This is a genomic window from Arenibacter troitsensis, assembly GCF_900177645.1.
Classification (GTDB): Bacteria; Bacteroidota; Bacteroidia; order Flavobacteriales; family Flavobacteriaceae; genus Arenibacter; species Arenibacter troitsensis.
On the sequence record NZ_FXAO01000008.1, the window covers coordinates 62,018 to 87,551 of the forward strand.

The window sequence follows — 25,534 nt, forward strand, 5'->3', positions numbered from 1 at the left end:
ACTATTTTATTAAGTTCCAATTTACGTTTTTTTGATTGGGACATGCTCTGGTAAGCCAAATTTTTATTCCTTGGATTATTATTTCCCAATAATATAATCGGCAAAATAGTTTTGGGAATCCGTGACCTTTCCAATAAGGTTAAGTCCCGTATTCAAACAGATTTTTTGAATTACGGAGTCATCGTATTTACGTGAGATTTCGGTGTGGATCTGTTCTTCTTTTTTGAAAGCTACTTTCATGTCCAAACCTTTAATCTCTACTTCTTGATTCACAATGCTCTTGAGAGCGCTTTTGGCTACTCCCTCCCGCTCATCGTACATGGGGGCATGTTCAAATAAATCGGTATTAAAGTTAGCTTCCAGCTCACTGTTTATTCTGCTTAATAAATTTAGGTTAAACGCACTGGTAACACCCTGACTATCGTTATAAGCAGGCAGCACAATGTCCTTGCTTTTCTTTAGATCTACCCCAAGTATAATTTTATCGCCTTTGGATAAGTTTTCACTAAGATGGATAAGGAAGGAATTGGCTTCCACATTTTCCATATTGCCAATATTGGAACCAAGAAACAAAACGACCTTAGGAAGGGGAGAGGCCTTTAACTCATGAAGGATATGAAAATAGTCGCCTAGTTTGGGGCTTATTTTTTTCTTTGGGAATTGCCGCTGTATATTTCCTTCAATTTGATGTAGGGCTTTTGCGGAGATATCGATTGGGGTGTACTGGTATTGAAAATTGCAGTGGTCCAATGCTTTAAGTAATTCAATGGTTTTGTACCCATCGCCAGCACCAAGCTCTATAAGGTCGAAGCTTTTTTCCGAGGTGAGGCCCAATAGTTCAATAATTTCGGAAGCTTTATTTTGAAAAATTTCAAACTCTGCATTGGTCAAATAATATTCGGGCAATTTCATTATTTCAGAAAACAGAGCAGAACCCTTTTCGTCGTAAAAATATTTTGATGACAGGCTTTTAGGGGTTTTACTTAGACCCTCTTTAACATCTATGGCGAATTGTTTGTTCATTTTGCTAATCGTATTCCGGTAAATTGCCATTGGGCACCTGGGTGAAAAAAATTGCGATAGGTAGGTCTGCTATGTTTTGGGGAGGTGGCTATGGAGCCTCCACGCAGCACCATTTGATTAATCATAAATTTGCCATTGTATTCGCCAATAGCACCATCGGCTTTTTTAAAACCAGGGTAAGGCAAATAAGCACTATTGGTCCATTCCCAGCGCTGCCCCCAATTAAGTTGGCCTGAAGCTATTTCCCATTCAAATTCTGTGGGCAACCGCATGCCTTTCCATTCAGCAAAAGCCATGGCTTCATAATAACTTATATGTTTTAAAATGTCGTTTTCGATTATTTTCTGAAATCCTTTTAAGGTATAATGCATCCATTGGCCTTCTACCTCATGCCAATACAAAGGCATTGAAACTTGGTTTTGCTTTAACCAGGACCAACCTTCATCCAACCACAAATTAAAATCTGTATAACCACCAGCTGCCATAAACTCGAGGTACTCGCCATTGGTCACCAAGCCTTTTTGAATCTCAAAATCGTGTAAATATACCTTGTGGACTCCCAATTCATTATCAAAACAAAAACCTTCTCCCTGGTAACCAATAGTGTATACACCTTCTGGGATTTTCGCGCTACCGGTTTCTGTATTCCTTTCTTGGCCCAGTAACCTAGTGTCCGAATCATAGACAGGAAATAGTGGGTTTTGTCCAAACATGTATTTGATATCACTCAGCAATAACTCTTGATGTTGTTGCTCGTGATGCAGGCCTAAAGTGACCAATTGAACCATATAGGCATCCAAGTTTTGATGCAATAATTGACCCATGGCAGTATCCACATATTGTCGGTAAGCATAAACTTCATCGGTTGTTGGTCTAGTGAGATTACCGCGTTTCGCCCTTAAGACCCTATCTCCCGCATTGTTATAATAACTGTTGAACAAGTAGGGGAAATCTTTATTGAAAAGCTTATAATCAGGGAGATGGGGAAGCAGGATAAAGGTTTCAAAAAACCAACTGCTATGTGCCAATTGCCATTTTGCCGGACTGGCGAATTCGGCAACCTGCACCACGTAATCCTCGGTTTGGAGTGGTCTGCAGATTTGCTCCGTATAAGAACGAACTTCTTTGTACTGGTCCAATATTTCCATTATTCAAGTCCTTTTTTATCTGGATTCCAGAAGGGTTTGGTTTTGATTTGTTTGGTTCCCCAATGCAGTTCCTGTCTAAAAAACCGGTTCAAGGCTACACAAAGTCTACTATCTCCGGCTATGTATGCCATTCTTTTACCTTTAAAAGTAGCTACTTTTTCTCGTAGCAAGGCAATGATCTGGTCGGAAGGATTTTCTGGCAATTCGTAAAAATCGAATGGGAGGCTGCCATCAATATCAGGAAATAGGTCCTGTTGGTTTTGGCTGTACAAAATGCTTTCCACCTGTTTGTCTTTGCCTATATTTCTGCGAATCATATAAAGGTGTGATAACGCAGATAGATCGCCTATCATTATGTAATTTTCTGCGGTATCATCCGCTAGAAAGTTGCCCTTTTTGGTTTTAAAATAAATTTTTTGGCCCACATGGCATTCTTTTATCCAATGACTGCCAATACCATTACTGTGGGTGGCAATGGCTACATCTATATATGACTTGTCTTTGTTGATATCCCAAATGCTATAGCTTCTCATTTTGTCCTTTAGGGACAATTCGTCTTTGCCAATTCCGAGTCCCATACGCAGGAAAGTACCGGGAATAAAGTTGATCTTGCCCATGGTATCGTTTTGTAGGCGAATTTTATAAGCAGCCTCAGAAAGCTTCACTTTCTCGGTGATTACGGCATCATTTAATACTACGGATTTTAATATGGTCTCAATAAAACTCATGCTTTTATTTTTTATGAAAGCTTTTTATGATAATTGTCTATCATGGTCAAAGGGGACTTATGTGGTCTGCCGGCCGCTTTTTCATAATCTGAAACCACCTCGTTGGCACCATGTCTTATGCCTTCATAAATGCCTGCAATGATAGTTCCTAGAAATTCTCCCAAGGCCGCCTGCCGTTCTTTTTTGTAGTCTTCAACGGAAACAGTAGTGTATTTTAAATTGGTTTTATACACCTGATTGATATATTCCGCCAATTGGGTTTGGGTAATGGCTTCTCCAACAAGATTTAGGGTTTGTCCGTTAAGCCCATCATTTAAAAGTAGTTGTGCGTAAGCAAAACCCAATTCTTCACGACTGGTATATGTACATTTTCCGTCTGCTGCGCAGTTGGTAATCCTTCCTTCTTTTTCATAGGTATCCATATATTCCAAGTCGGGTTCAATATAAATGCCGTTTCTGCCAATAATCCATTGTAATCCAGCGTTGCGCACATCTTGTTCCGTTTGGCGATTGCTTTGTACCACAGGACTAAATGCCGTATTTTTTTCATCGCCTACAATACTGGTGTACACTATTTTTTGAATTCCGTTTAGTTTTGCGGCTTCAATTACGTTACGGTGTTGCTGAATTCTCTTTTGAGGGTGGTCCATTCCCGAAACCAGTAACAATTTATCAACTCCTTTTAAGGCGGCATCAAAATCTTCACGACTATTGTAATCGCCTTTTCTTACTTCCACACCCAGATCTTTGGCCTTTTCAGGAGTGCGTGCAATACCTATTACATTTTCTTTTCCAATTTCCTGAATCAATGCTTTTGCTATTGAAGCCCCTAATTGTCCGCTAACGGATGTTACTGCAATTTTCATGGGTTATATTTTTTTAATTTGTAATCGATATGCCATTATACTTTCTTTTATAGAAGTTACCCATACAATCATTCCCAAGCCTATGGCTACTACTTCGATCAGCCAGGTTTTATCCAAAAGGGTTCAAGCAACTTTATTCAAGCTAAAAGACAACCCAAGGGAAAAATCGATATGAACTTGCCATAATAGAAAAATGGGGCAAGACGGCCAAAATAGCCACCAGCATCCACCCATAGTTTCCATTTATAATAATCATTCTAGTTGTTTGTCGTTAAAACTTCCAATACCTTTTCTAAGGATTCGGTTTTTTTAAATTTTTCCATGTTTTTTTAAAAGGAGCTACTTTGTCAATAGATATAACTACAGCTTGGTGGCTATAATATTTCTATTTGCCTAGGTGTTGTGGTATTCCAACCCCATAAGATAACTTCATTGAAATTACCTCCTTCAACTAGTGGTTCATTAATATGATAATTGTAAAGATGGGGAATAAATTCTATGGTAGATTTGGAAATTAATTCAGTACAAATTCCTCTGTAAATAAAATTAGATGTCCATCTTAATTGGGATTTTCCTGAAAAGCATGTACTTAACCTGTGACTATTTTAAAACTGTTGCGTTTTTATAGGATAATCCCTCAGGTGAATCTGGTGACTTCCCATTCCATTCAAAATGAACAACAAGGCAAAAAAAATCACCCTATGTGGCTGGTTGGAATTATGATCCTACCCCTCCTTAATTTTGGTAAATAATTTGGGTAGATGAAGGAACTCCAACTCTCCTGCCCTATGCAAGGGTAGATGATGCTTTGTTACGCGGTATTGATATAAATCACAATTGTTTTTTAACCAAATGGTGTGCCAATGACGTGAAAGACTAGATCAAAGGTGATATGGGACAGAATTGCGATCAATAATCCCCTTTTCCAAAATATCCACCCGAATGTTGACCCCGTTATTAAGTTACCTATCACTGTTATGCCGATGCTAAAAGGCGTTGGCTCCACAAAATTCTTTGATAAGGGGAGATGAACAAGGCCAAATACTATTGCTGAAATTATTATGCCAGTCCATATCATTTTATTCGACGGATTTTCAGACTTTTTCAAAAATTGAATGACCGTAATTATTAAAGACATCAAACCTAACCTAAATATTATTTCTTCGCTAATTCCGGCCGAGAATGACACAAGGGCATAAAAGGGTTTGGATGGGCGTGTTAGTTTATGCGAAACTGGATAAAATTCTTTTTGCACTTCAAATGCTACCAATAGGAGTACGACTACTATTGTTGCCAAAAACATACTTAAAAGTAAGGCTTTCCAATGGAATGTTTTGTGTGTGGGCTGCTTGGAAAAAAAACTAACCAGTAGCGGAGCTCCCAGATTGGCTCTAGAAGAAACCCACAACCCAATAAAAATCAATATTGTACCCAAAACAAGACTACTACTGCCAATGGTCAATAGCTCATCATAAATTGATCCCTTCAGATTAAGGTTTGCCAATCCGGCCTCGATTTTCAATCTTTTAACCTCCCTACTAAAAGGTATGTTTATTAAGGAACCAAATATGAAGAGAATTAGTAAGGTTATTGCAATTTGCCACCGATATCTTTTCTTCCCTTCCTTGTCCTGGACGATTGATAATGTAAAAAAATCTTTCAATTTACTATGTTTGCCCTATAATGGTTTTAGGTTAAATGTGAGCGTAGTGTAAATATACACGCAGCACTTTAATTTTTCAATATTATTTTTTCGATCGCATAATTATCCACCCTGTTTTGGACATGTTTGGAGTTTTCCAACATTACTACTTTTTTTAAGGAAGGAAAAATCCTTTTGGAGCGTTTTAGCATTTTCACCCCTGGAAACATTATATCCTTTTTAGCTGCAAACAGGGTAATTGGAGTACTTATTTGTGAGGCCTCTTCTTTGGTTATAACGGGAACAGGAGTAAAATCCATTCTAAATTGAATAAAGACTTTTGCCAAATATTTAAGAGCAAAATTATCTGGCTCGGTAAATAGGGTTTTTAAGAAGTTTTCAAGGTATTTGACCTTTTGGGTTTTTATATAAAGCTTCATAGGAAGAAACACACTGAATAATAAAATTAGTGGATTTCCATTGACGATATAAGCAGGGGCCGACAAAAATACTTCTTTGATATTTTTTTCATTCTGAAGCAATGTTTTTAGTATGATCAATCCCCCAAAGGAAAAACCGGCCATGGTAACATTCTTAAGTTTTAACTGATGTATAATGTCATGGATCCATATGCCATAACTGTTGTCTTTCATACTCAATCTAGTTTCAGCACTTTTATTTGGTTGGGCAAGCACATCTATGGCAAATACTTGAAAATCTTTATACAGATTGGGATACGTTTCTAACGCTATGGGAGCACAGCCATTGGAACCGTGTATCAGCAAAATAGGGGGTTTTGTTGAGTCTCCTGTTATAATAATATTGGTTTTTCCAAAGGTAGTTTCAATAATTTTGTAATTATAATCGATGTCTAAACCCCTTAATTTTTGCTCGTAAAGATTTATAATTTCTTTTTTTCCTTCTTCGGATCTGAATAATGATTTCATTTTGTAATTTTAGGACAAATTTACTAATAGTATTATTTTAGGACAAGTTTACTAATGAGTAAAAAAAGGAAATTGATTTTGGAAGCCGCCAGGACTTTATTTAACGAAAATGGCTATCACAATGTCACCATAAGAATGATAGCCTTAAAAATGAATATGAGTTCCGGAAACTTAAATTATCATTTCAAAAAGCGGGAGGAAATTTTTGAGGCCCTCTACTTTGAAATGGTTGAAGAATTTGATCACAGGATCCATGTGTTACCGAATACCGAGGTGTCAATTGAACAGCTTAGAAATGATGTAGAGAGCAGTATGAGGAGAATGCTGGATTATACCTTTTTCTGGACCGATTTGTACAATCTTCTGTCCATTAGCGATAGGGTGAGGGCACATTTTCAAGAGGTTTATAACCATAGGATTGGCGGCTGTTTCTTCCTATTTGAAAAATTGAAACAAAAAAAATTGATGAGGGAAGCCTCATTTGAAAAGGAATATAACTTTCTAGCAGAAAGAATGATCAATTATGGGAATACTTGGTTGTATTCCAGTCGACTTTATTCAAATAAGTTGGATACCCGTACTATAGATTATTATGCAATTACCTACTTAAGTATTTTATTTCCCTTTCTTACATCTCAAGGGAAAAGCGAATTTCAAAATTTATTACCAGAACTTTTTGGGTGATGTGCCGTTGTTTGTTTTTTGTTCCGTTCAATAATTTTTATTCCAAACCATTTAATAGCATATACTAAAATGGCTATCCAGGCAATTGAAGTCAGTAGACCTTTTAAAACCGTAAAGGTACTTGACAATAGGACGATGGTTTCGGATATCTCGATTGATTTCGTAATCATTAAAATAACACCTATATTTTCTGCGTAATCAAAGATCATCGCCAAGAACGGAACAACCAGTAATATCGATGTTACCTTACTTTTAGTTTGGGTTATTTTAAAAAGTCGAAACAAAAGGCTACTTAAGAATAGCGCCAATAGAAAAGGATACAGTACATCCAACAAGCTTAATTGCGGAAAAAGATAAAGGGCAGTAGTCTCATTGTTCAAGTTGTCCACAATTGATTCCGCTACGGAAACATTATAGCCAAAGGTTTGGAGATCAAAAACTTGGGTTCCAATTTGATCATTGATCACCGGCAAAGTAAATAGCCACATCAGAAGGAGGACCAAGTGACTGGCAACGAACGAAATACAAATTTTCTTTACCGAGGAAGTTTTTAGGAGAAAGGAATTTAAAATAGACATAATGAATGTTTTTGATTAAAAATCAAAGGTTGGCATTTCATCAGAAGATTTCATTAACAAATGTTAAGCGTTAAGATTGTGTTCTTAATCTGCTTAAAGAAATTGTAGTTATCCCTAAATAGGAAGCGATGTCCGAATGGGGTACAAGGTTTTCTATATTCGGAAAATGATCTCTCAGCAGTTGCAACCTATCCTTACCCTTAAGGGACGCCAAGGCTATTTCTTTTTGAACCTTCCCCATGAGTTCATTCCTTAAAACCGTATTTCCAAATTGTCTTATTTCAAGATCTTCCACCATTAATTGTTCAAACTTATCAGCTCGTATTGTCGCTATTACAGTATCGGTCAATGCGCGAATATTAAGAATGGATTTCCCGTCTTTATGTCTTGTTGTCCAAGGGGATATTATTGAGCCCGACATAAAGAATGAAATTGTTACATCATCTCCTTCCGGAGTGTATAGAAAACTTTTGCAGATTCCCTCAAGGATAAAATACTCCAGATTATTATTTTGTCCCACGGCAGTAATTGGCTGTCCCTTATTTACGTCATAGAATTCCACCAACTTCTGGATTTTTGCCAATGATTTACTGGAAATTGGTGATACGGAATTAATAATGGCACTCAGCTTTTGATACATCTCAAAAAGTTAAAATAATGGGTTCACCTTAATAATAGTATTTGTAGGGGTTTTAAAGATTGTACTGCTTGGTTGTAAGATAACATTAATTAGAAATCCAATGCCAGAAAACCTCTATGTCCTTGTGCCTTTTAAATAGTGTAATCCCAATTTCACTTAATAAAAGGTATTAAACCTAGATCCCGCCGAAAAATCGGGATTAGTTCAACTTGCCCTTTTTTAGTGTGTCTTACTGACATTTCAAAATTGAGTTTCACTAATAAATTAGGAAAGTTGGGTATGACTCCATAAATATAACAAAAACCTTCAATGGTATAGGGCCCTATGAATCTTACTTGGTAATTATTCGTTTGTTACATTTCTTTTATAATTGGTTACATACGTGGCATAAGAATATAATTCCATTGGATAGTTTTGATCGTGTAACCACATAATATTTAAACACAGTGAACATGAACACAAAATTTCTATTTATTCTGGCTATTTTTTTCTTGGTATTTATTGGCAATTCCTGTGCAAGCGACAATGAAGCTTGTCAAGAGGAGCCTGATGTTTGTGCCTGTTTCAACAATCCACTAGCCTGTATTTCTCCGGTAGGTACCAATGAGGTAGCGTCGGACTCCCTCAATGCCGTATCCAAGCTCCCGGTTAGAAAAGAGTAAGGCTTTCCAGGACCATCGTTTTTCAGTAGAATGTTTAGCTCGTATAATTTAAGATTATGAGCACAAAACTATTTTTTTCTCTTTGAGCCATTGCTTAAGGATATGGGTAGCGCGACCAATATGTTTTTCCACAGCCTTTTCCGAAATGTTCAATTGGGAAGCTATTTCCTTCTGCTTAAATCCAGCTTTTTTGCTCAATAAAAGTCTTCCCTATTCTTTTAGGAAGTTGATCTATGGCCGATTCCAAAAGTGTTATCCTCTCTTCCAAATAGGAATCCATCTTTCCTCAAAATGCATTAGGACCGAATTTTTTTTTTTAGATCAGCCAATGCCACTTCTTTCTGTTTAAGTTTTTTGTATTCCTTAAGAAAGGTATTAAATACATATCTATAGAGGTAACTCTTTAACGAAGATCTAATATGTAGGGCCTCCTTTTTAATCCAAGTTATCACCAAAGGTTTCTATACCATTATTGCCCATTATGATAGTCATGATTGATACTTTTTTCAAAGACCTTCTTTTCAATAAAAGAACACTATGTTTAATAGTAGATAACAAAAGGTATTAACCTAGATCCCTCCTGAAAAGGCGGGATTAGTTCAACTTGCCATTTTTAGTGCGTCTTACCGACCTTTCAAAATTGAGTTTCACTAATACATCACCGGTTCATTTAACATTTGTAAAAACCGATTGTTCGGCAACTATTAGGGTAAGACGGGAATGTAGGTAACCCTACAAGACGCCCTTTATAGCAAAAAAGATGTTATATTGGCTGGAAACTTTTATGATTGCAATCCTGTTAGGGAAGACAGGATGCGCCAGGGTTTGTTATTGCCCTACATGGGCAATAATTAGTTGAAGGCTGTAATCAATAAATATTGTGGTGTTCAACTTTAATGTTCAACCAAAATTAGCACTTATGATAATTTCCGATAAGCGTATCGTGATGCTGGGCTGTTTTGACACCAAGGGGGAGGATTTCTCCTATCTCTTAAGAAGGCTCAGGGCACAAGGCCAGCAAGTGATCACGATAAATACCGGGGTGATGGCAACTTCCGTGGACTTCCCCATCGATGTGGACCAGGATGCTGTCGCCAGGGCCTCGGGTACAAGCTTGGAGGCTATCCGGGCTTCTGGCGATAGGGGAAAGGCCGTAGAACTGATGGGACTGGGTGCGGCCAAGATCCTTGCGGACCTTGTTGCCAAAGACAGGATAAAAGGTGTCATCGGAATGGGTGGCGGTGGCGGCACCTATATCATCCTGGAGGCCATGCAGGCGGTAACCTTGGGCATACCCAAATTGTGTCTGTCCACGGTGGTGGCCAAGGACCTTTCCCGGCAGATTGGGGTGAAGGATATTACCATGATGTCCTCTGTGGTAGACGTGGCGGGCCTCAATAAAATTAGCCGGTTGTTGATCGGGCAGGCTGCTGCAGCCATTAGCGCTATGGCCGAAGTAAAGGAGGACAATTCCTTTTCCATTAAAAAAAATATAGCGATCAGTATGTTCGGGAACACTACCAAATGCGTGGACAAATGTACCGAATTGTTAAAGGATAAGGGATTTGAAGTTATGGCCTTCCATGCCACCGGGGTGGGTGGATCCGCCATGGAATCGCTGATCCGGGAAGGGGTCTTTGATGCGGTGCTGGACGTTACCACCACCGAACTTGCCGATGAGCTTTGCGGGGGTATTTTGAGCGCGGGGCCGGACCGACTCACTGCGGCAGCGGAAATGGGAATCCCCCAGATCGTAGTGCCAGGCTGCCTGGACATGGTGAACTTTGCCCAAATGGACACGCTTCCCGAGCAGTATAGGTCCCGACAGCTCTACAGTTGGGCGCCAGACGTGACCCTGATGCGGACCAATGTGGCGGAGAACGAAACCTTGGGAAAACAGTTGGTGGACAAGCTATTGGAGGCCAAGGCCCCTGCGGAGATCTTGCTCCCGCTAAAGGGCATATCGCAGGTCGACAGCAAAGGGGGTATTTTCTTTGATCCCGAAGCGGATGCAGCCCTGTTCGGGGCCATTAGGGAAAGCGCCGATGGCCATGTGTCCGTCATGGAGGTGGAAGCCCATATCAACGATGACACTTTTGCCAAGGCCTTGGTAGAGCGCTTATTGAAATTAATGGAGCAATAAAAGCGAAAGAAATGTATATTAATAATAACTATGGCAACTAATATATTATTTGTAAAAAACATGGTATGCCATCGCTGCATTCTTGCCGTTAAGGATATTTTATTGGATTTATCCTTAGCGTTTGATTATGTTGATATTGGGGAAATTCATTTACCGGAAGGCCTTACTAGGGAACAACATCAACTATTGGGTACCAGTCTCCAAAAAATAGGCCTTGAATTGATTGATAACCGGATGCATGGACTGGTGGAAAAAATAAAACAATTGGTACTAATGAAGGCGAGGAAGGAAATTGGTGAAAGGGAACATAAAATGAAGCTTTCCGTTTTTCTATCGGAACAATTGCACCACGAATACACGTATTTAAGCAGTTTCTTTTCTTCGGTAGAGGGGCGTACAATTGAAAATTATTTCATTGATCAACGCATTGAAAAAGTAAAGGAACTGTTGGTATATAATGAAATGACCCTATCTGAAATTGCCTTTGAAATGGACTACAGCAGTGTAGCTCATCTTTCCAACCAGTTTAAGAAAATTTGTGGACTAACTCCTTCCCATTTCAAACGTGTGGGAACCAACAAGCGAAAATTGCTCGATCAGATATAAACGGATCAATCCCAAAAATTGTGTGAGAATTACAAAAAGATATGCCTGACCAGCTCAAGTTAGTGTTCTGTTCATTTTTTGCATCGCCCAAATGCGTAGCATTCATGAATACCAATGAAAAACAATAGACCAGCTGATGAATAAAAAACGACCAGGGCTGAATAACCAAGGTACGGTGTACCTTGGTTAGGAGGAGCCAGCTGTAGCCTAGGAGGCTGATTTTAAATTTCTTTAAATCTACGCACTTTCCACAGCCGCGCCGCCCAGGCCGCTTTCACTAAGGTGAAATGCTCTATGGACGGCTTCCCGCAACCAGTGTGAAAACCACTCGATTTAAGACGAAATCGAAGATTCACGAAAACCTATTAAAAACAATAAGAACCACTTAAGTAAATTGAAAATAGGCCGTTCTTTTGTTCCGTAAATCCACATAGTACCGATAAATCATAGTGCCTAATTCGGTACCGTTGAACATTGTCTGCAAAGCCTTTTGTTTGGTTGGTCTTCTTCCGTCGTGGAGATGGCATGGCCGTACCCTGAACGGAGTCGAAGGGGTAGACAAGCAAAGAAATCATAGATTCACGAAATCCGATAAAAACAATAACAACTCATTGAGTAAAATGAAAAAATAATTTAATGGTTGGTTTTACTGAATTCCTATTAATTAAAACTATTGATCAAAAAAACACGATTGATCAAATTAATCCTAACTTCTTCATAAACATAACAATAATTTTGATCCATATTAACCCAAAATTCTGTAAGTCTTTCCCAAAGTGATGTAAATTGAATAGGCCACGCTGCTACTACCTTTGACCCATAAATTTATAAAACTAAAAATCATGGAATCTAAATTAAAATTGAACAGCATTGCCCAAAGCACTAAACAAAGCTGCGGTAATCCAAATTGTACTTGTGAAAATTGTAATTGCGGCAGTTCCTGTAATTGTAAGGGGTGTAATTAAGCATTTTCCACTGTAAACGTATAGGCCGCCCAGGTAGACTTGGGCGGCTTATTGTTTTTCTGGGGCAACAGTGGCCAATGGCAGCATAAATTTAAAATTACTCCCTTTTCCAACTTCACTTTCCACCCAAAGCTTTCCACCTAATTTTTCTACAAATTCCTTGCAAAGTACCAGGCCCAGGCCGGAACCATTTTCGTTGGCCGTACCCGGTAGGGTAACATTGGTGGAAAGGTCGAAAATTTTCCGGATGGTTTCAGCGGTCATACCAACGCCATTGTCGTTAACGGAAATTTCAACCTGCTGCTCATTGGCCGTAGTAACTACTTCTATATGTCCCCCAATGTTGGTGAACTTAATGGCATTCGCAATAAGATTTCGTAAAATGGTTCCCAAGATATTTTTGTCGGTAACTAATTCAATGTCAAGGGACGGGGAATATTTCAAGGAAATGTTTTTGGATTTTGCATTGGCCATTTTAAGGCCTATGATTTCCCGTATTTCTTCCGAGAGTTTAATTTTTTCTGGACTAAAACCCAGTTCACCGGTCTGTGATTTTGCCCAATTTAATAGGTTATCGAGTAAATTGAGGGTGTTTTTGGCAGTGGAATTTATCAGCTCCGAACATTTTTCAGATTCCGGATCGGCAGACTTCTTTACATTATCCAAAAGTATATCGGAAAGGCCCAGGATATTGATAAACGGACTCCGTAGATCGTGCGCAATAATGGAGAATAATTTATTTTGGGTTTGGTGCAAGGCTTCCAATTTACGTTTATCCTGTTCAATGATTTTATTTTTTTGAAGTATGGTCTTTTGATCCATTTCCTTTAAGAGCATTATAAATCCAATGCTAATGGCACTAATTACAAGGACGGATATAATAAGAAACCAATTATTGAAGGCAGAATTCCTAAGAAAAACATAGGAATCGCCCATTTGGTAAATATTCAATGCGCGCATGAGCTGAAACAAGGAATACAGCAGAAGAACACCACTTAAAAGGATGGAAAATTTGTATTTGTTTTTATTAACAAACAGATAAAAAGCACCTATGGCATAGAAAAAGGAGCAGGAAACTATTCTTATAATACTTATAATGGTGTTGTTATCTTCAAATATCAAAATGAAGGAATAAAACAGAAGACCGGAAACAATAAATAGCCGCAAAAGCTTTTTTCTGATTTTTCCATCAAAAGAAATAAGTCCAAAGGTGGTCAGCGCAAAACAGGCCACCAAAAGAAAATTGTTTAAGCGCAAGGTAAGTAAGGGCGGTAAAACATCCCTGTTGCCATAAAGAATAATGGCGCTGGTCTGTAAGGTAATGCCTAGTGCAACCAATAGCAAATACCACTGTTTATGATGATAAAAGTATTGATAGATGAACAAAGCCATGATAAATAAATTGTTCAGGGCGAGAAAAAACAAAATCGAGGGGTAATCTAAGGTCATTATGCTCTATTCAATTTATTTTGATAAAGATTAAAAAAAATCCCACAATATTCCAGATTTTTTAGGTTTTTTGGAAACAAAATGGGTGTTATGTTGAAAAAATCTTAACCAAGTGGGTATAAGGAGGGTAGCGGATCTGGAATTAGGCTTTACACCCCACTGTTTTCCGGTAGATGTCATGTATTTTCAATCCCTTTTTGACCAAAGTCAATAAACAGGTGGATTATTGGGCAAGATATTTACCTGGATTCTTTACCATCAAAGAATCCTTTTAAAACTAACTGCATCCCCCAGCGCATTAGTTCTTTAAATTCTTTGTTATCCAATCCGGAGACGTCCTTGGCAACAATAAGAGGTTCTATTCCCATTAAGATGGCCAGTAGGTGCACCAAATCCCTTTTTTCTTGGGGTCTTAATTGGGTCTTCGTCAAAGCGAGCTGTAGTGTCCTGTTACGTCTGGCACCGCGTTTCTTTTCGGAAGCCGATGTCAATACCGCGCTTAAATATTTTCTAAAGGCATTTTCATTGTTTACAGCGTGCTCATTGTAATAATTTTGGATCCCCAATAGCATATCATGTAACGAACAATCCTTAAGATCTTCAATGAGGTCTTCGGGAGTCTTGGTGCCAATATCAATACCTACCTCATAAGAGAGGATTTCTAAATTGGGGTAGTATCTGTAAATGGTAGCCCTGGAAATGTCGGCATTATTGGCAACATCTTCAAGATTAAAATCTATTCCCTTACGGACCAATTGTTTGGCACTTTCAAGGATTTTATGCCTTGTTTCCAGCTTTTGGTTAATTCTCCCGGTTTGGATGTATTCCTTTTTCATGAGACAAATATCTTATAAAATTTGCTGAAGTCAAAATTGTAGCCTATATTTATGAGACAAAAATCTCATATATGGAAAATGGATATTCAAAATGGGTAGTAGGACATAAGATAACTACGCATGATACTACGGGAAATTACGATTTAGCGGTTATAGAAACCCCTCCAAAGGTACAAGGGCCACCACCACATACCCACCAATCCTACAATGAGTCATTCATGGTCATTGACGGTGAAGTTCAATTTTTTATTGATGGGGAAATAAAGACCTTAAGGGTAGGGGAAGTAATAGACATTCCACCCCATACCATACATACGTTTGAAAATGCGAGCAATAAACCCTCCAAGCTCATCAATATTCATAGTCCCAAGGGATTTAAGGGATTCTTTGAAGAGGTGGGTATATCGGATGAAGAAACGGATGCCCAAATGAAATCTGTAGCCCCAGAGATGGTGCAAAAGGTAATCCAATCGGCCCCTAAATTTGACATGCATATTAAAATGTAAATGATGAACAGCTTGAGCCACGAGCAGGAAGTTCAACTTTTAAACTGAATGGTGGCAACACCCAAAGCAATAGGCCTGGGAGCTATGGTAGTGTACAATTTTACCTTCATTATCCGCAAGTCGCTATTATTATTATTATTATTATTATTTAGTAAAACTCAATTTTGAGAAGTCTGTAAGACGCACTGAAAATGGCAAGTTGAACTAACCCCGCCCTTTTTGCAGAATCCAGGTTCAATACCTTTTATCGGTTTTCGTGAATACCTTTTTCAAAATTAGGTGTGTTCTATCTCCTTTTTGTTTTTATGGGTTGTTTGGGAAATACTAGTCCGGTAGAGCTTGCCCGTTCCGTTCAGGCGGGCGCAGTCGCGACCTCAGTTTAGTGTTCCAAGTGTCCAACCCCTCAACACACATAAATCAACGGTATAGAATAATTGGAAATAATTGGTAACTTTAGACGTCCCACCAATTATTTTAGAAAATGAATAAATCCAAAAACACGGATGCCGAAATCCAAGGTTCCAGAAGGGCCTTTATTTCCAAAACTGCAATGGCTACTGCGGCCTTGCCACTTTTGCCCGCTACCTTGAGCGCCACATTCAACAATCTAGTACCAACCACAAATCCTATCCCAATGAATCAAGAACTCCCCAAAAGCCTTATTGGCCAATACGGCCCATGGCTGGCTACGCAAATGCAAGATCCGCCAAAGCTGTCCTTCCGGAACGACCTTTGGTCTAAAATAGAGGATTGGAAACCGAGCGCCCATGCCAAGGTCCAGGAACAAATTGCAGAGCCCTTGATTAAGGATACCATACCCGTTACCATTAAAAGGACATACAGTTATGACGGACTGCACATAGAGGAACTTACCTGGAAATTGCCCTATGGAAGACCTGTGGAAGCCATATTTTTAAAACCCGAAAACAGTACAGGCAAATTGCCCGCCATTTTGGCCCTGCACGACCATGCCGGGAAAAAATACTTTGGTAAAAGAAAGATTACCAAGACTTCGGATACCCAGCACCCGCTTATAGAAGCCCACCAAGAAAGCGACTACGAGGGTAGGGCATGGGCCAACGAGATCGCCAAAAGGGGCTATGCCGTTTTGGTACATGACGCCTTTTCCTTTGCCAGCCGGCGGGTGTACTATGAAGATATGGCCGAGATTGCATGGGGACCCTTAAAAGCGGAAGACCGTACAGATGAAAATGCCGAAGATGTCAGGAACATAGAAGCCTATAACGAATGGGCTGGCCACCACGAACACCTTATGGCAAAATCCCTCTTGTCCGCCGGTACCACCTACCCCGGAATGGTATTGGCCGAAGACCGTATTGCCTTGGATATTCTCAGTGCCAGAAAGGACGTGGATGCGGAGCGTATTGGTTGCGGTGGACTCTCGGGCGGGGGACTTCGGACCGTGTATTTGGGGGGTATGGATGCTCGGATAAAATGTGCTGTATGCGTTGGTTTTATGAGCACTTGGAAAGATTTTTTACTGAACAAGGCCTATACCCACACCTGGATGACCTATGCCCCGGGCCTGGCCAATTATATAGATTTCCCTGAAATTTTGGGGCTGCGGGTACCCCTTCCTACCATGGTGCAGAGCAATAACCATGACCAATTGTATACCCTGCCCGAAATGAAAAAAGCCGATAGCATACTGGCTGCGGTCTTTTCAAAAGCGGGCCATACGGAAAAGTATAGCGGAAAATTCTATGATGGCGGACATAAGTTTGATGTCCGGATGCAAACCGACGCCTTTGATTGGTTTGATGCCTGGTTGGGGAAATAGGCGGCTACTATAATTTAGTTCCTTGGATTAAAATAGAAGATTGGATCGACTTTTCCTTTAAGTGCAGGAACTTTTTTCGCTCCTCGTCTTGTTTAAAATTGTCAAAGTCTTCTTGGGAATTAAATTCCACCAGATGAATTTCATAAGGTTTCTCTATATTTTTTTCAATGATGGATTCCTCTGTGGGTCTTATTCTTAGGGTAAGTCTACCATTGTATTTTAAAATGGTGGGAATAGCAATATCCTCAAACTGATGAAATATTTCTTCCTGTCCTGCTATAACGTAAATAAGTTGTGTTATGTAGATCATAGTATGAGTGATTTTATTCAGTGTTAACTTTTGAATAGGGGAGGACGAGCAATGGATAGCCAGGCTGTTAAATGCTGTTTTCTGTTATTTCGGTTAACTCAATATTTAGTTTTTGGCCTCCATAATTCACATAGTTCAATTTGACAAACCCAAATTGTTCATGAAACCAATAGGTCACTTCAGATTGGCCGAGGTCAAAGTTTGATACGGCTATAACTTTCCAACAATTTTCCAGTTCTCCGTAGTTGGTTAGTATAGTTTCTTTGGATAGTATTTCGAAGGTACTTATTACTTTCATGTTGGACCAATCTCCCCAACCTTCCTTCAATACGATATCATTGTCTGTCCATTTTTTTCCTACACTCAAAGGAAATTTAATTTGCGGAAATGGAGCTACCTCTGTGAAGTTATATTGGTTAGACCTGAAGGGATGCATCCATATTTCTTCCACATTCTCTCTAATTCCTGTGCTTACCGTTGGCCACCATTCATCGGAAACAGCGCTCTTGTTAAGCTGATATAAATTAATGCTATCAATAGACTCCTTGTCAAATTCATATTTTACCAAAATTTCGTCTTGTTTTTCAGGATGATGTTCCCATCGCTTCCCAGTTGCCAATAATAAGATACGCTCCTTGGAGATTAATCTATTCGATGCGCTATAGAATGCTGCATCAAAAGCGTAAACTCTACAGGGTTTAAAGACTTCTCTTCTTTTTTCTATTCTTAGAACAGAATCTAATTGGGGCGTCATTTCTCCGCTTATGCTTGCTCTATATTCGTACTTTGGTATTGGTTCTGGAGCACACTTGAAGTCAATACTTTTTTTGTTTGTGCAACTCTTGAGGAGAAAGACGATGCCAAAGAATAGGTACAGTTTATATTTCATAGCAGCTAATGGTGTGAATGAAAGAAAGTACGAGCCTGCCTGGCCGTTAGGCTGGCGTTATGCTCGCACTAGCGGGCGTTGATATGGCACGAGCAAGATGCTCGCGCCAGCAAGGGGGGGTTATTTTATTTTAATTTTTCCTAATAGCTTTTGTTTATTAAATCCTGCTATACGAATAATTTGGTCTCTTTTTTTCCGTTCAATGAAATTAGTGTATAAATATCGTTTAATATATTCTCTAAGAATGCATTGAGCAAGGTAATTATCTTTGACATCATCAAACAAACCTTCTAGTTCTTTCAAATCAATTCTGTCATAAAAGGTTTTGATAGCAAATGTTACAATTTTTGAGGCAGTTGAATCAATGTTTAAATTAACTTTATCAAATAATTCATTTTGACCTTTTGTTCCCACAGCGAACATTAAATTCGTAAAACTTTCAACACAAATTCTCCAAGATATAAATTGAAGTATTTTTCTTACAGTTTTCTCTATTAGTTTGTAATCAACTTCACCTTGTCTATTCTTTTTCTCCTTTTCTTTTATATCTTCAACAATTGCCTCAATTAACACTTCCTTGTCCTTTTCCAATATTCCAGAAAAGAAGCCAAGAAAACGAAAAACACTATTGTAAGCGGCTTCCACCAATTTAATTAGTTTTTCTTTTTCAAAATCACCACTTTGATTCTTTACAATTTGACCAATGATTTTAACTGTTCGGAAAGCTTGATTCATTTCAATAGCCTCAGCAGGTAATATACTGTCACCTTCAACTTCTTCATTTTTTAATTCTCTCCTTTCTGAAACATCTTTCCGCTTAAGTTCTTTTTTAATTTCTTCTTTAGGATTTCGTTCTTCAACAATTTCCTCTTTGATTTCATTTGTAAACTCTGCAATAAATTTAACGAACTCATCATCTTTGTTTAACGTCAAAGGAGTAGCTTTTTCAAAAGGAATTTGGCTTGTAAATACTATACTGTCAATTAATATTTGAGCTTTCGAATGATGAGAAAGAAATATTAGAATGTTTGCATTTATTTCTAAATGAATATTATTGCATAAATCATAGATTAAACTTTCATAACTATCAATCTCTGAAGAAATTTTTTGAGCTATCAAAAAGTAGTAGATATACTTGTAAGAAAAGCAATAGTATTCATCGTCATATTTTAAAATATTTGAATTGCAAAGCACGTTGAGGATTTTGTCATCAGTCAATTTTTTATGCCTAAAATATTTTCCGGAATAAACAAAAATGAATTCTTCAAAATCTTTTCTATTGAATGCGTTTTTTTTATTATCGTACAAATAAAATGCAAGTTCTTTAAGAATGTTCAGTAGACTAGTCAAAACAGCATCTTTAATGCCTCCTTTAACTAATCCAGCTTTAATTAAAACAAGGTATATGTTGGCATAGGAAGTTTGAGAGAAATTTTGCAAATTTTCATCTAAACTTTGAAGTAGTGTTAATATGAAAATAGGATACGACGGCATTAACCTATTACCAATTAATGAATTTATTTCATTGAATCGTGATTTTACATCTGCTAAAATTACACCTTCTTGTATTGTCAATCTATTCTCACCTATCATCAACCATTGCTCAATCAGTTCACTTCTTTTTTCGTGACCTAAGGGCAAAAGTTTATATTTTGAATAATCCTTTAAACTAGTTGCTTCTTCAGTTACATTTTTTGCACTATAAGTATTATCAGAAGTTAAAAATATATATTCAAAATTCTCATTGAATAATTCAATTAACCGCTTTTTATAAGTTGAATTTAGTTCTGATTTATGAAAATTATCTAGTAAAAGTATTTTAGTTTCTAGTTGAAAAAATCTATCTACACTATCACTTCCATATTGTTCTTTTAATGACTTCTTTGTTAGATTTTTAATATTAGTTTCCTTACAGTACTTCCCTCTTATATATATTGGTGTATACCCCATTTCATAAAACCTCTTGTATAACACATATATTAGGGAGGTTTTACCAGATTGGTCCGCCCCTTCAATCAGTATATTTGCCTTTTCTTCATTTTTAACTTTTTCAATTAATTCATAAGAATTTGGATATTGAACAACCTTGTCATCTTCTATCAATGGCTCTAAATCAGGGAAAATGAAAACATCAGATAAGACTAGTTCTGCTTTTTTTGAATGTTTCAAGGGGATATTTAGTGCAGTGATTTTTTTATCAAACTCTTCAGATAGTATAAATTCACGCTTATTTTTTTCTACGATTTTGTGTTTGTCCTCAAATTCAACAGAATAGATATTTCCATTGAAATTGTATGTCTTAATATTTATTGACTTATCGGTTAAATCTATTTCATACAGAGAAAACCCAGTTTCTTTGATTTCATTTTTATCAAATGCTTTTCCTCCACAGAAAACAATATTATTATTTTTCTGAATAATTGCTTTGGAATTCCCTTTATCGTGCTCGTGACCATAAATAACAAGATTAGAGCTATTAATTAAATGTTCTTCAAAACGTTGTTTATTATTTCTTTTTGTATTGGCAGATAACCAATCTATTGGATGATGAAATACTGAAATTACATATTCACCATTTTCATTTGCAAGGAATTTATTTTCTGGTATTATTAAACTTCCTTGTTTTTCATTTATTTCAGTTAGCCAACTTGTATTATAACAATGAAAAGAAACTTTGAAGTCAATATGAGGTCTAAATTCGTACTTGTAGGACACTTCATTTCTATTTTTAAAATCAGTCATTTCATTTGTAAAGTCCCAAAAATCTGATTGAACGGCCATTGCGTCTATAAAATAATCTTTCTCCTCTATAATATCAGTTTTACAATCGTTAATTACTGATTTTCTTGTCTTTTTCTCATTGTCAAAACAGCAATCGTGATTTCCAGGAACAGCAATTATATTAATTGTTAACACTCTACCCCTAGGCTTTAATTTTTCTATAAGTTCTTTAACAAGTAGTTTTGCATTTTCAAATTCGGCACGTCTTCCATAATTTACCACATCACCTGACAATACTAAATAAAGGTTAGATAGCTGTTTTACATCAAAATCTATTGCTTTAACAAGATTATCTATTCTTTCCGAATGAATTTTGTCTTGTATGTGAAGGTCGCTCAAATGTAAAATTCCAATTTTCATATATTCTTTTTGAGTTAAGGTTCGCTTTTAGTCTTGAATTTACCTTTATATATAGGTATTAACTATACTTAAAACAAGTCAACAAGCCAGCCTCTAGATACTTAATATTGTCCTATAATTCCTATTAATTCAAGAAAATTTTCTGTGTTGGGCAGTGGGGGGAGTACTACAACCAGGAGTTTGTTTCTAACCTTCTAAGTTAGCAAATATTGGTCTTAGTATTTTGCAAATCGATAAAGAGCGGAATTAACCGTTGAATGGTAAGTGGAGTTAACAGTTATAATGATGTTAGTTGAATGTTATCATGTAGAAAGTTTTAAAGTTCACATCTGGGCTATAACAGCTGCAAAATTGGCCAGACATGGAGGTAGTGAAGTAGCGCAGGGCTCAAATCCGGGAGATTTTGCGTAGGGGAGTAGAACTCGTGACCTCTATGTACATGTCTTTCCTACTTATTAGGAAATAAAACGTTTCCAAATAATAGTACAACCCTTTTTAAGATCAATCCCAAAAGTTGTGTGTGAATTACAAAAAGATATAATTTACTATCTCAAGTTTGTGTTCTGTTCATTTTTTGCATCGCCCAAATGCGTAGCATTCATGAATACCAATGAAAAACAATAGACCAGCTGATGAATAAAAAACGACCAGGGCTGAATAACCAAGGTACGGTGTACCTTGGTTAGGAGGAGCCAGCTGTAGCCTAGGAGGCTGATTTTAAATTTCTTTAAATCTACGCAATTTCCACAGCCGCGCCGCCCAGGCCGCTTTCACTAAGGTGAAATGCTCTATGGACGGCTTACCACGACCAGTGTGTAAACCACTCGATTTAAGACGAAATCGAAGATTCACGAAAACCTATTAAAAACAATAAGAACCAATTAAGTAAATTGAAAATAGGCCGGTCCTTTCGTTCCGTCGACCTTCATGTGGGGATAAGTTATTGTCCGTTATTCAACACCTCTGGGAATTGTCCTCAAGGTCTATGGTTCGATAGTTCTTCTTCCGTCGTGCAGATGGCATGGCCGCACCCTGAGCAGAGTCGAAGGGTTGGACAAGCAAGGAAATCGAAGATTCACGAAATCCGATAAAAACAATAACAAACCATTGAGTAAAATGAAAGAATGATTTAATCGTTGGTTTTTCTAGATTACTACTATTAATTAAAACTATTGTTCAAAAAACATGAGTGATCAAATTAATCCTAATTTCTACATAACACAACAATTGTTCTTGATGCCCTTTTTATCTTTTATAACAAAACGAGTTAACAAATGTCGCCGTCCCTGCAGGGTAGGGGCAGATATGCGTCCATACGTATTGTTATGTGCTTTTTTTTATTTCAAAGCATCTATTCCTGCTTTCACAATCTTCAAGATCCGATCGGCATCCTGTACGCATCCTTCCCATATACCGCTCTGCGTCGCTGCCCAAATTTTAATATCATTGGGCAATTCTGGATGTGGTTGAAGTGCTGGATGTGGTGATCTGCTTGCAAACAATTGTGCTATTTCGGCATCACTCAGTTCGGCATCGGGATCGCTGTGCGAGGCTATTAGATTTATGCTTCCACTTAGCTTATCGCAATCAATTTTAATTTCAATGACATCACCATCTTGCACCTTACCAATAGGTCCTCCTACTAGCGCCTCCGGACCAACATGTCCTATACATGCGCCTGTGGAAACGCCGGAAAAACGTCCGTCGGTAATCAGTGCTATCTCTTTTCCAAAGGATAACTGTTTTAGAGCGCCGGTGATTTGGAAGGTTTCTTCCATTCCTGTGCCACTTGGCCCTGTTCCCATCAAAATAATAATATGACCTGGCTTTACCTCTCCATGATTAATGGCCTTAATGGCATTTGCTTCGGAGACAAATACTTTGGCAACCCCTTTTTTATAGTATATGCCGTTGTCATCGATCATTTCTGGAGCAATTGCACCGCTTTTGATCAACGCTCCTTCTGGTGCCAAATTTCCGGTGGGGAAAGTCAAGGTGCTTTTCATGTTGGCTTTCTTCGCCGCTTCCGGAGATAGTATCACCTTATCTGGATGTGCATCAGGATTAAATGTCTGGAGGTTATATCGTACTTGTTGACGCCTATCTCTTTTATTTTCTGCTTCCCAAGAGAACATTTTGCCGCCCTGCTCCCAGACATCCAAATTTTCGCCCAATGTTTTGCCTGTAACGGTGAGGCAGTCTTCTTTGAGCAGCCCTAATTTTCGCAAATGTAACATTACCTCTGGTACTCCTCCGGCAGCATATACGTGTGCTGTAGAATACTTCCCCGCTGGGAGCACATTGACCAATCGAGGCGTTTTTCGGTTAATATTCTCCCATTCTTCCCGAGTTGGTATGGGTAGTCCCGCGGCATGGGCTATAGCGGGGATATGTAGTAAGAGGTTGGTAGATCCGCCAAAAGCTGCATGTACTACCATAGCATTGTACACGGCATCTTGAGTGAGGATCTGACTGGTATAGATATTATTTTTTGCCAGATGTACCAGGGCAATGGCCGAATCTTTGGCAAGGGCATACCAAATCTTCCCTCCAGAGGGGGCAAGTGCTGAATGTGGCAAGGCCATTCCCAATGCTTCCGCTACGACTTGGGAGGTGGCCGCCGTTCCTAAAAAATGACAACCTCCACCTGGTGTCCCACAAGAAGCACATCCGTGGGATTGTGCCTCTTGCAATGATATTTCTTTATGGGAAACAAGCGATGGTAACGACTGTACCGAACCCAAATCTTTGATTCCTTTGGCGATCAAGGTTACTCCGCCGGGCATGATAATCGTAGGTAGATTGGATTCATTGGCCAATGCCATCATCATGGCAGGTAGACCTTTGTCACAAGTAGCGATGCCCATTACGCCCTTGCGATTGGGCAAAGAGCGTCTTAAATCTCCCAAAACTGTAGCGGCATGATTGCGATAGGCCAATGAATTCATCATGCCTGTAGTGCCTTGGGTGCGTCCGTCACACGGATCGGAAACGGATACATAATAGGGTTTGGTAAAGAGGTTTTTGAAAGCATTTGCAGCCACTTTTGCGGCATCTCCCAATTCAAAATGTCCTGAGTGCATGCCCAGTGCCAGGGTCTCTTCACCGTTCTTTAATCCGCCCGCAGTACTCATTATAAGGAATTCTGACTGATTTACATCATCTGGATTCCACTTCATCCCCGCATCCTGTATTTTGCCAAAGATGTCACCACTGGGCTTGTTTTCATAGTCTTCCCGTGATATCGGTAATAGCCCTTTTCTTGGGGTAACTTCCAAAGGGAAATAAAAGGGACTGTTCTCTTGGAAGTGCTCTTTGTCGTTATTGCTCATATATATTTAAAATCGTGATACGAAGGTCTTAAGTTAGTCTATACTATTAAAAGGATAAAAATATTTTTCCAAGTTTTACGTCCTTTTGTCAATGGCACATATTGGTTAAGGTTAGGATTCGCGATGCTTGAAAATCGACGCGAATATCCAACTAGGATGAACCCGAAACCGTTTGCCCGTCCGTACCTAAAAGTTACCTCCGGGCATGTTCGGATTTGTATTGTTGCCTATAACATAATCCAATCAAAAAGACATGGCGACCTAGTAAATATACACAAAACATGGAAGTTCGAAATTAAGCCATATTAATTTCAGCCGATGTCGGCAGCGGTTGATTTTTCAGTTTATTTAGTCAATTGTTTTTTCAATGGAATTTATCTAGCAATTGCATGTCCACCTTCAAATAACCAATTCCATATTTCGGAAAAATTCTGATGGTCCCAAGCAAAAATCCTGCAGCATCAGATAGTTTTACAGAAAGGTTGCACTCACCTTCATTATTTTCCAAATAGAGGAGTGGAGAATCCTTGCGTGGTTTTATAACGGTTTATTTTAGTTTCCAAAAGGGACGATTGATTTGGAATTGGGCATAAAAAAACGGATTGGTTACTGCCAATCCGTTGATTTATATAAACTTA

General features: G+C 38.3%; 21 protein-coding genes. 6 read left to right on the plus strand and 15 right to left on the minus strand.

The genetic code is table 11. The features are described from left to right. Positions 1 to 78 precede the first annotated feature (78 nt). The 6 genes from egtD to B9Y87_RS17310 form a co-directional block, all read right to left on the minus strand. On the minus strand, positions 79 to 1,023 hold the full coding sequence (egtD, locus tag B9Y87_RS17285) for an L-histidine N(alpha)-methyltransferase (protein WP_085500231.1): 945 nt from the start codon (positions 1,021 to 1,023) through the stop codon (positions 79 to 81). Then, positions 1,020 to 2,171, minus strand: coding sequence for an ergothioneine biosynthesis protein EgtB (egtB, locus tag B9Y87_RS17290; protein ID WP_085500232.1), 1,152 nt, complete (start codon positions 2,169 to 2,171; stop codon positions 1,020 to 1,022). Before egtB ends, egtD begins: the two co-directional genes overlap by 4 nt. Further along, positions 2,171 to 2,899 (minus strand): FAD-binding oxidoreductase, encoded by a 729-nt coding sequence (locus B9Y87_RS17295; RefSeq protein WP_085500233.1) that lies wholly within the window; start codon positions 2,897 to 2,899, stop codon positions 2,171 to 2,173. Before B9Y87_RS17295 ends, egtB begins: the two co-directional genes overlap by 1 nt. 11 nt (positions 2,900 to 2,910) lie before the next feature. Next, a complete protein-coding gene (locus tag B9Y87_RS17300) occupies positions 2,911 to 3,765 on the minus strand; it encodes an SDR family oxidoreductase (RefSeq protein ID WP_085500234.1) in 855 nt (284 codons plus the stop codon). 844 nt (positions 3,766 to 4,609) lie between these two features. After that, positions 4,610 to 5,068, minus strand: coding sequence for a CPBP family intramembrane glutamic endopeptidase (locus tag B9Y87_RS22435; protein WP_394334970.1), 459 nt, complete (start codon positions 5,066 to 5,068; stop codon positions 4,610 to 4,612). A 428-nt stretch (positions 5,069 to 5,496) separates the two neighbouring features. Then, positions 5,497 to 6,354, minus strand: a complete 858-nt coding sequence (locus B9Y87_RS17310; RefSeq protein WP_085500236.1) for an alpha/beta fold hydrolase — start codon at positions 6,352 to 6,354, stop codon at positions 5,497 to 5,499. Positions 6,355 to 6,408: 54 nt separating this feature from the next. Here B9Y87_RS17310 and B9Y87_RS17315 point away from each other — a divergent pair, with 54 nt between their 5' ends. After that, positions 6,409 to 7,038, plus strand: coding sequence for a TetR/AcrR family transcriptional regulator (locus B9Y87_RS17315; RefSeq protein ID WP_085500237.1), 630 nt, complete (start codon positions 6,409 to 6,411; stop codon positions 7,036 to 7,038). On the opposite strand, the gene B9Y87_RS17320 is transcribed toward B9Y87_RS17315, so the two are convergent. After that, positions 7,008 to 7,616, minus strand: coding sequence for a hypothetical protein (locus tag B9Y87_RS17320; RefSeq protein ID WP_085500238.1), 609 nt, complete (start codon positions 7,614 to 7,616; stop codon positions 7,008 to 7,010). The two genes, B9Y87_RS17315 and B9Y87_RS17320, sit on opposite strands and share 31 nt — an antisense overlap. 70 nt (positions 7,617 to 7,686) lie before the next feature. Further along, positions 7,687 to 8,256 carry a Crp/Fnr family transcriptional regulator gene (locus tag B9Y87_RS17325; RefSeq protein ID WP_085500239.1) on the minus strand — a complete coding sequence of 190 codons (570 nt, stop codon included), beginning with the start codon at positions 8,254 to 8,256 and terminating at the stop codon, positions 7,687 to 7,689. Positions 8,257 to 8,708: 452 nt separating this feature from the next. Between B9Y87_RS17325 and B9Y87_RS17330 the strand changes: the two genes are divergently transcribed. Further along, positions 8,709 to 8,918, plus strand: a complete 210-nt coding sequence (locus B9Y87_RS17330) for a hypothetical protein (protein ID WP_085500240.1) — start codon at positions 8,709 to 8,711, stop codon at positions 8,916 to 8,918. Positions 8,919 to 8,972: 54 nt separating this feature from the next. Here B9Y87_RS17330 and B9Y87_RS17335 read toward each other — a convergent pair whose 3' ends face one another. Further along, the gene (locus B9Y87_RS17335; protein ID WP_085500241.1) at positions 8,973 to 9,116 is read right to left on the minus strand and encodes a sigma factor-like helix-turn-helix DNA-binding protein; all 144 of its coding nucleotides are present in this window, start codon (positions 9,114 to 9,116) and stop codon (positions 8,973 to 8,975) included. Positions 9,117 to 9,837: 721 nt separating this feature from the next. Between B9Y87_RS17335 and B9Y87_RS17340 the strand changes: the two genes are divergently transcribed. Together B9Y87_RS17340 and B9Y87_RS17345 are read left to right on the plus strand one after the other, a co-directional pair. Further along, on the plus strand, positions 9,838 to 11,061 hold the full coding sequence (locus B9Y87_RS17340; protein ID WP_085500242.1) for a Tm-1-like ATP-binding domain-containing protein: 1,224 nt from the start codon (positions 9,838 to 9,840) through the stop codon (positions 11,059 to 11,061). Between the two features lie 30 nt (positions 11,062 to 11,091). Then, entirely contained in the window at positions 11,092 to 11,667 is a 576-nt protein-coding gene (locus B9Y87_RS17345; RefSeq protein ID WP_085500243.1) for a helix-turn-helix domain-containing protein, read from the plus strand. 1,013 nt (positions 11,668 to 12,680) lie between these two features. Here B9Y87_RS17345 and B9Y87_RS17350 read toward each other — a convergent pair. After that, entirely contained in the window at positions 12,681 to 14,081 is a 1,401-nt protein-coding gene (locus B9Y87_RS17350) for a sensor histidine kinase (RefSeq protein WP_085500244.1), read from the minus strand. A gap of 239 nt (positions 14,082 to 14,320) precedes the next feature. Then, on the minus strand, positions 14,321 to 14,917 hold the full coding sequence (locus B9Y87_RS17355; RefSeq protein ID WP_085500245.1) for a TetR/AcrR family transcriptional regulator: 597 nt from the start codon (positions 14,915 to 14,917) through the stop codon (positions 14,321 to 14,323). A 71-nt stretch (positions 14,918 to 14,988) separates the two neighbouring features. On the opposite strand from B9Y87_RS17355, the gene B9Y87_RS17360 reads away from it, so the two are divergent. Together B9Y87_RS17360 and B9Y87_RS17365 are read left to right on the plus strand one after the other, a co-directional pair. Further along, positions 14,989 to 15,423 carry a cupin domain-containing protein gene (locus tag B9Y87_RS17360; RefSeq protein WP_085500246.1) on the plus strand — a complete coding sequence of 145 codons (435 nt, stop codon included), beginning with the start codon at positions 14,989 to 14,991 and terminating at the stop codon, positions 15,421 to 15,423. Positions 15,424 to 15,904: 481 nt separating this feature from the next. Further along, positions 15,905 to 17,224, plus strand: a complete 1,320-nt coding sequence (locus B9Y87_RS17365; RefSeq protein WP_176225664.1) for a prolyl oligopeptidase family serine peptidase — start codon at positions 15,905 to 15,907, stop codon at positions 17,222 to 17,224. Between the two features lie 7 nt (positions 17,225 to 17,231). On the opposite strand, the gene B9Y87_RS17370 is transcribed toward B9Y87_RS17365, so the two are convergent. The 4 genes from B9Y87_RS17370 to B9Y87_RS17385 all read right to left on the minus strand — a co-directional run bounded on the left by B9Y87_RS17370 (position 17,232) and on the right by B9Y87_RS17385 (position 24,896). Beyond that, positions 17,232 to 17,534 (minus strand): DUF1330 domain-containing protein, encoded by a 303-nt coding sequence (locus B9Y87_RS17370; RefSeq protein WP_085500247.1) that lies wholly within the window; start codon positions 17,532 to 17,534, stop codon positions 17,232 to 17,234. 67 nt (positions 17,535 to 17,601) lie between these two features. Beyond that, positions 17,602 to 18,288: a hypothetical protein gene (locus B9Y87_RS17375; RefSeq protein WP_139827275.1), complete on the minus strand. Its 687-nt coding sequence runs from the start codon at positions 18,286 to 18,288 to the stop codon at positions 17,602 to 17,604. A gap of 255 nt (positions 18,289 to 18,543) precedes the next feature. Further along, a complete protein-coding gene (locus B9Y87_RS17380; protein ID WP_085500249.1) occupies positions 18,544 to 21,564 on the minus strand; it encodes a metallophosphoesterase in 3,021 nt (1,006 codons plus the stop codon). A gap of 1,337 nt (positions 21,565 to 22,901) precedes the next feature. Continuing rightward, a complete protein-coding gene (locus B9Y87_RS17385) occupies positions 22,902 to 24,896 on the minus strand; it encodes a YjhG/YagF family D-xylonate dehydratase (protein ID WP_085500250.1) in 1,995 nt (664 codons plus the stop codon). Positions 24,897 to 25,534: the final 638 nt, after the last annotated feature.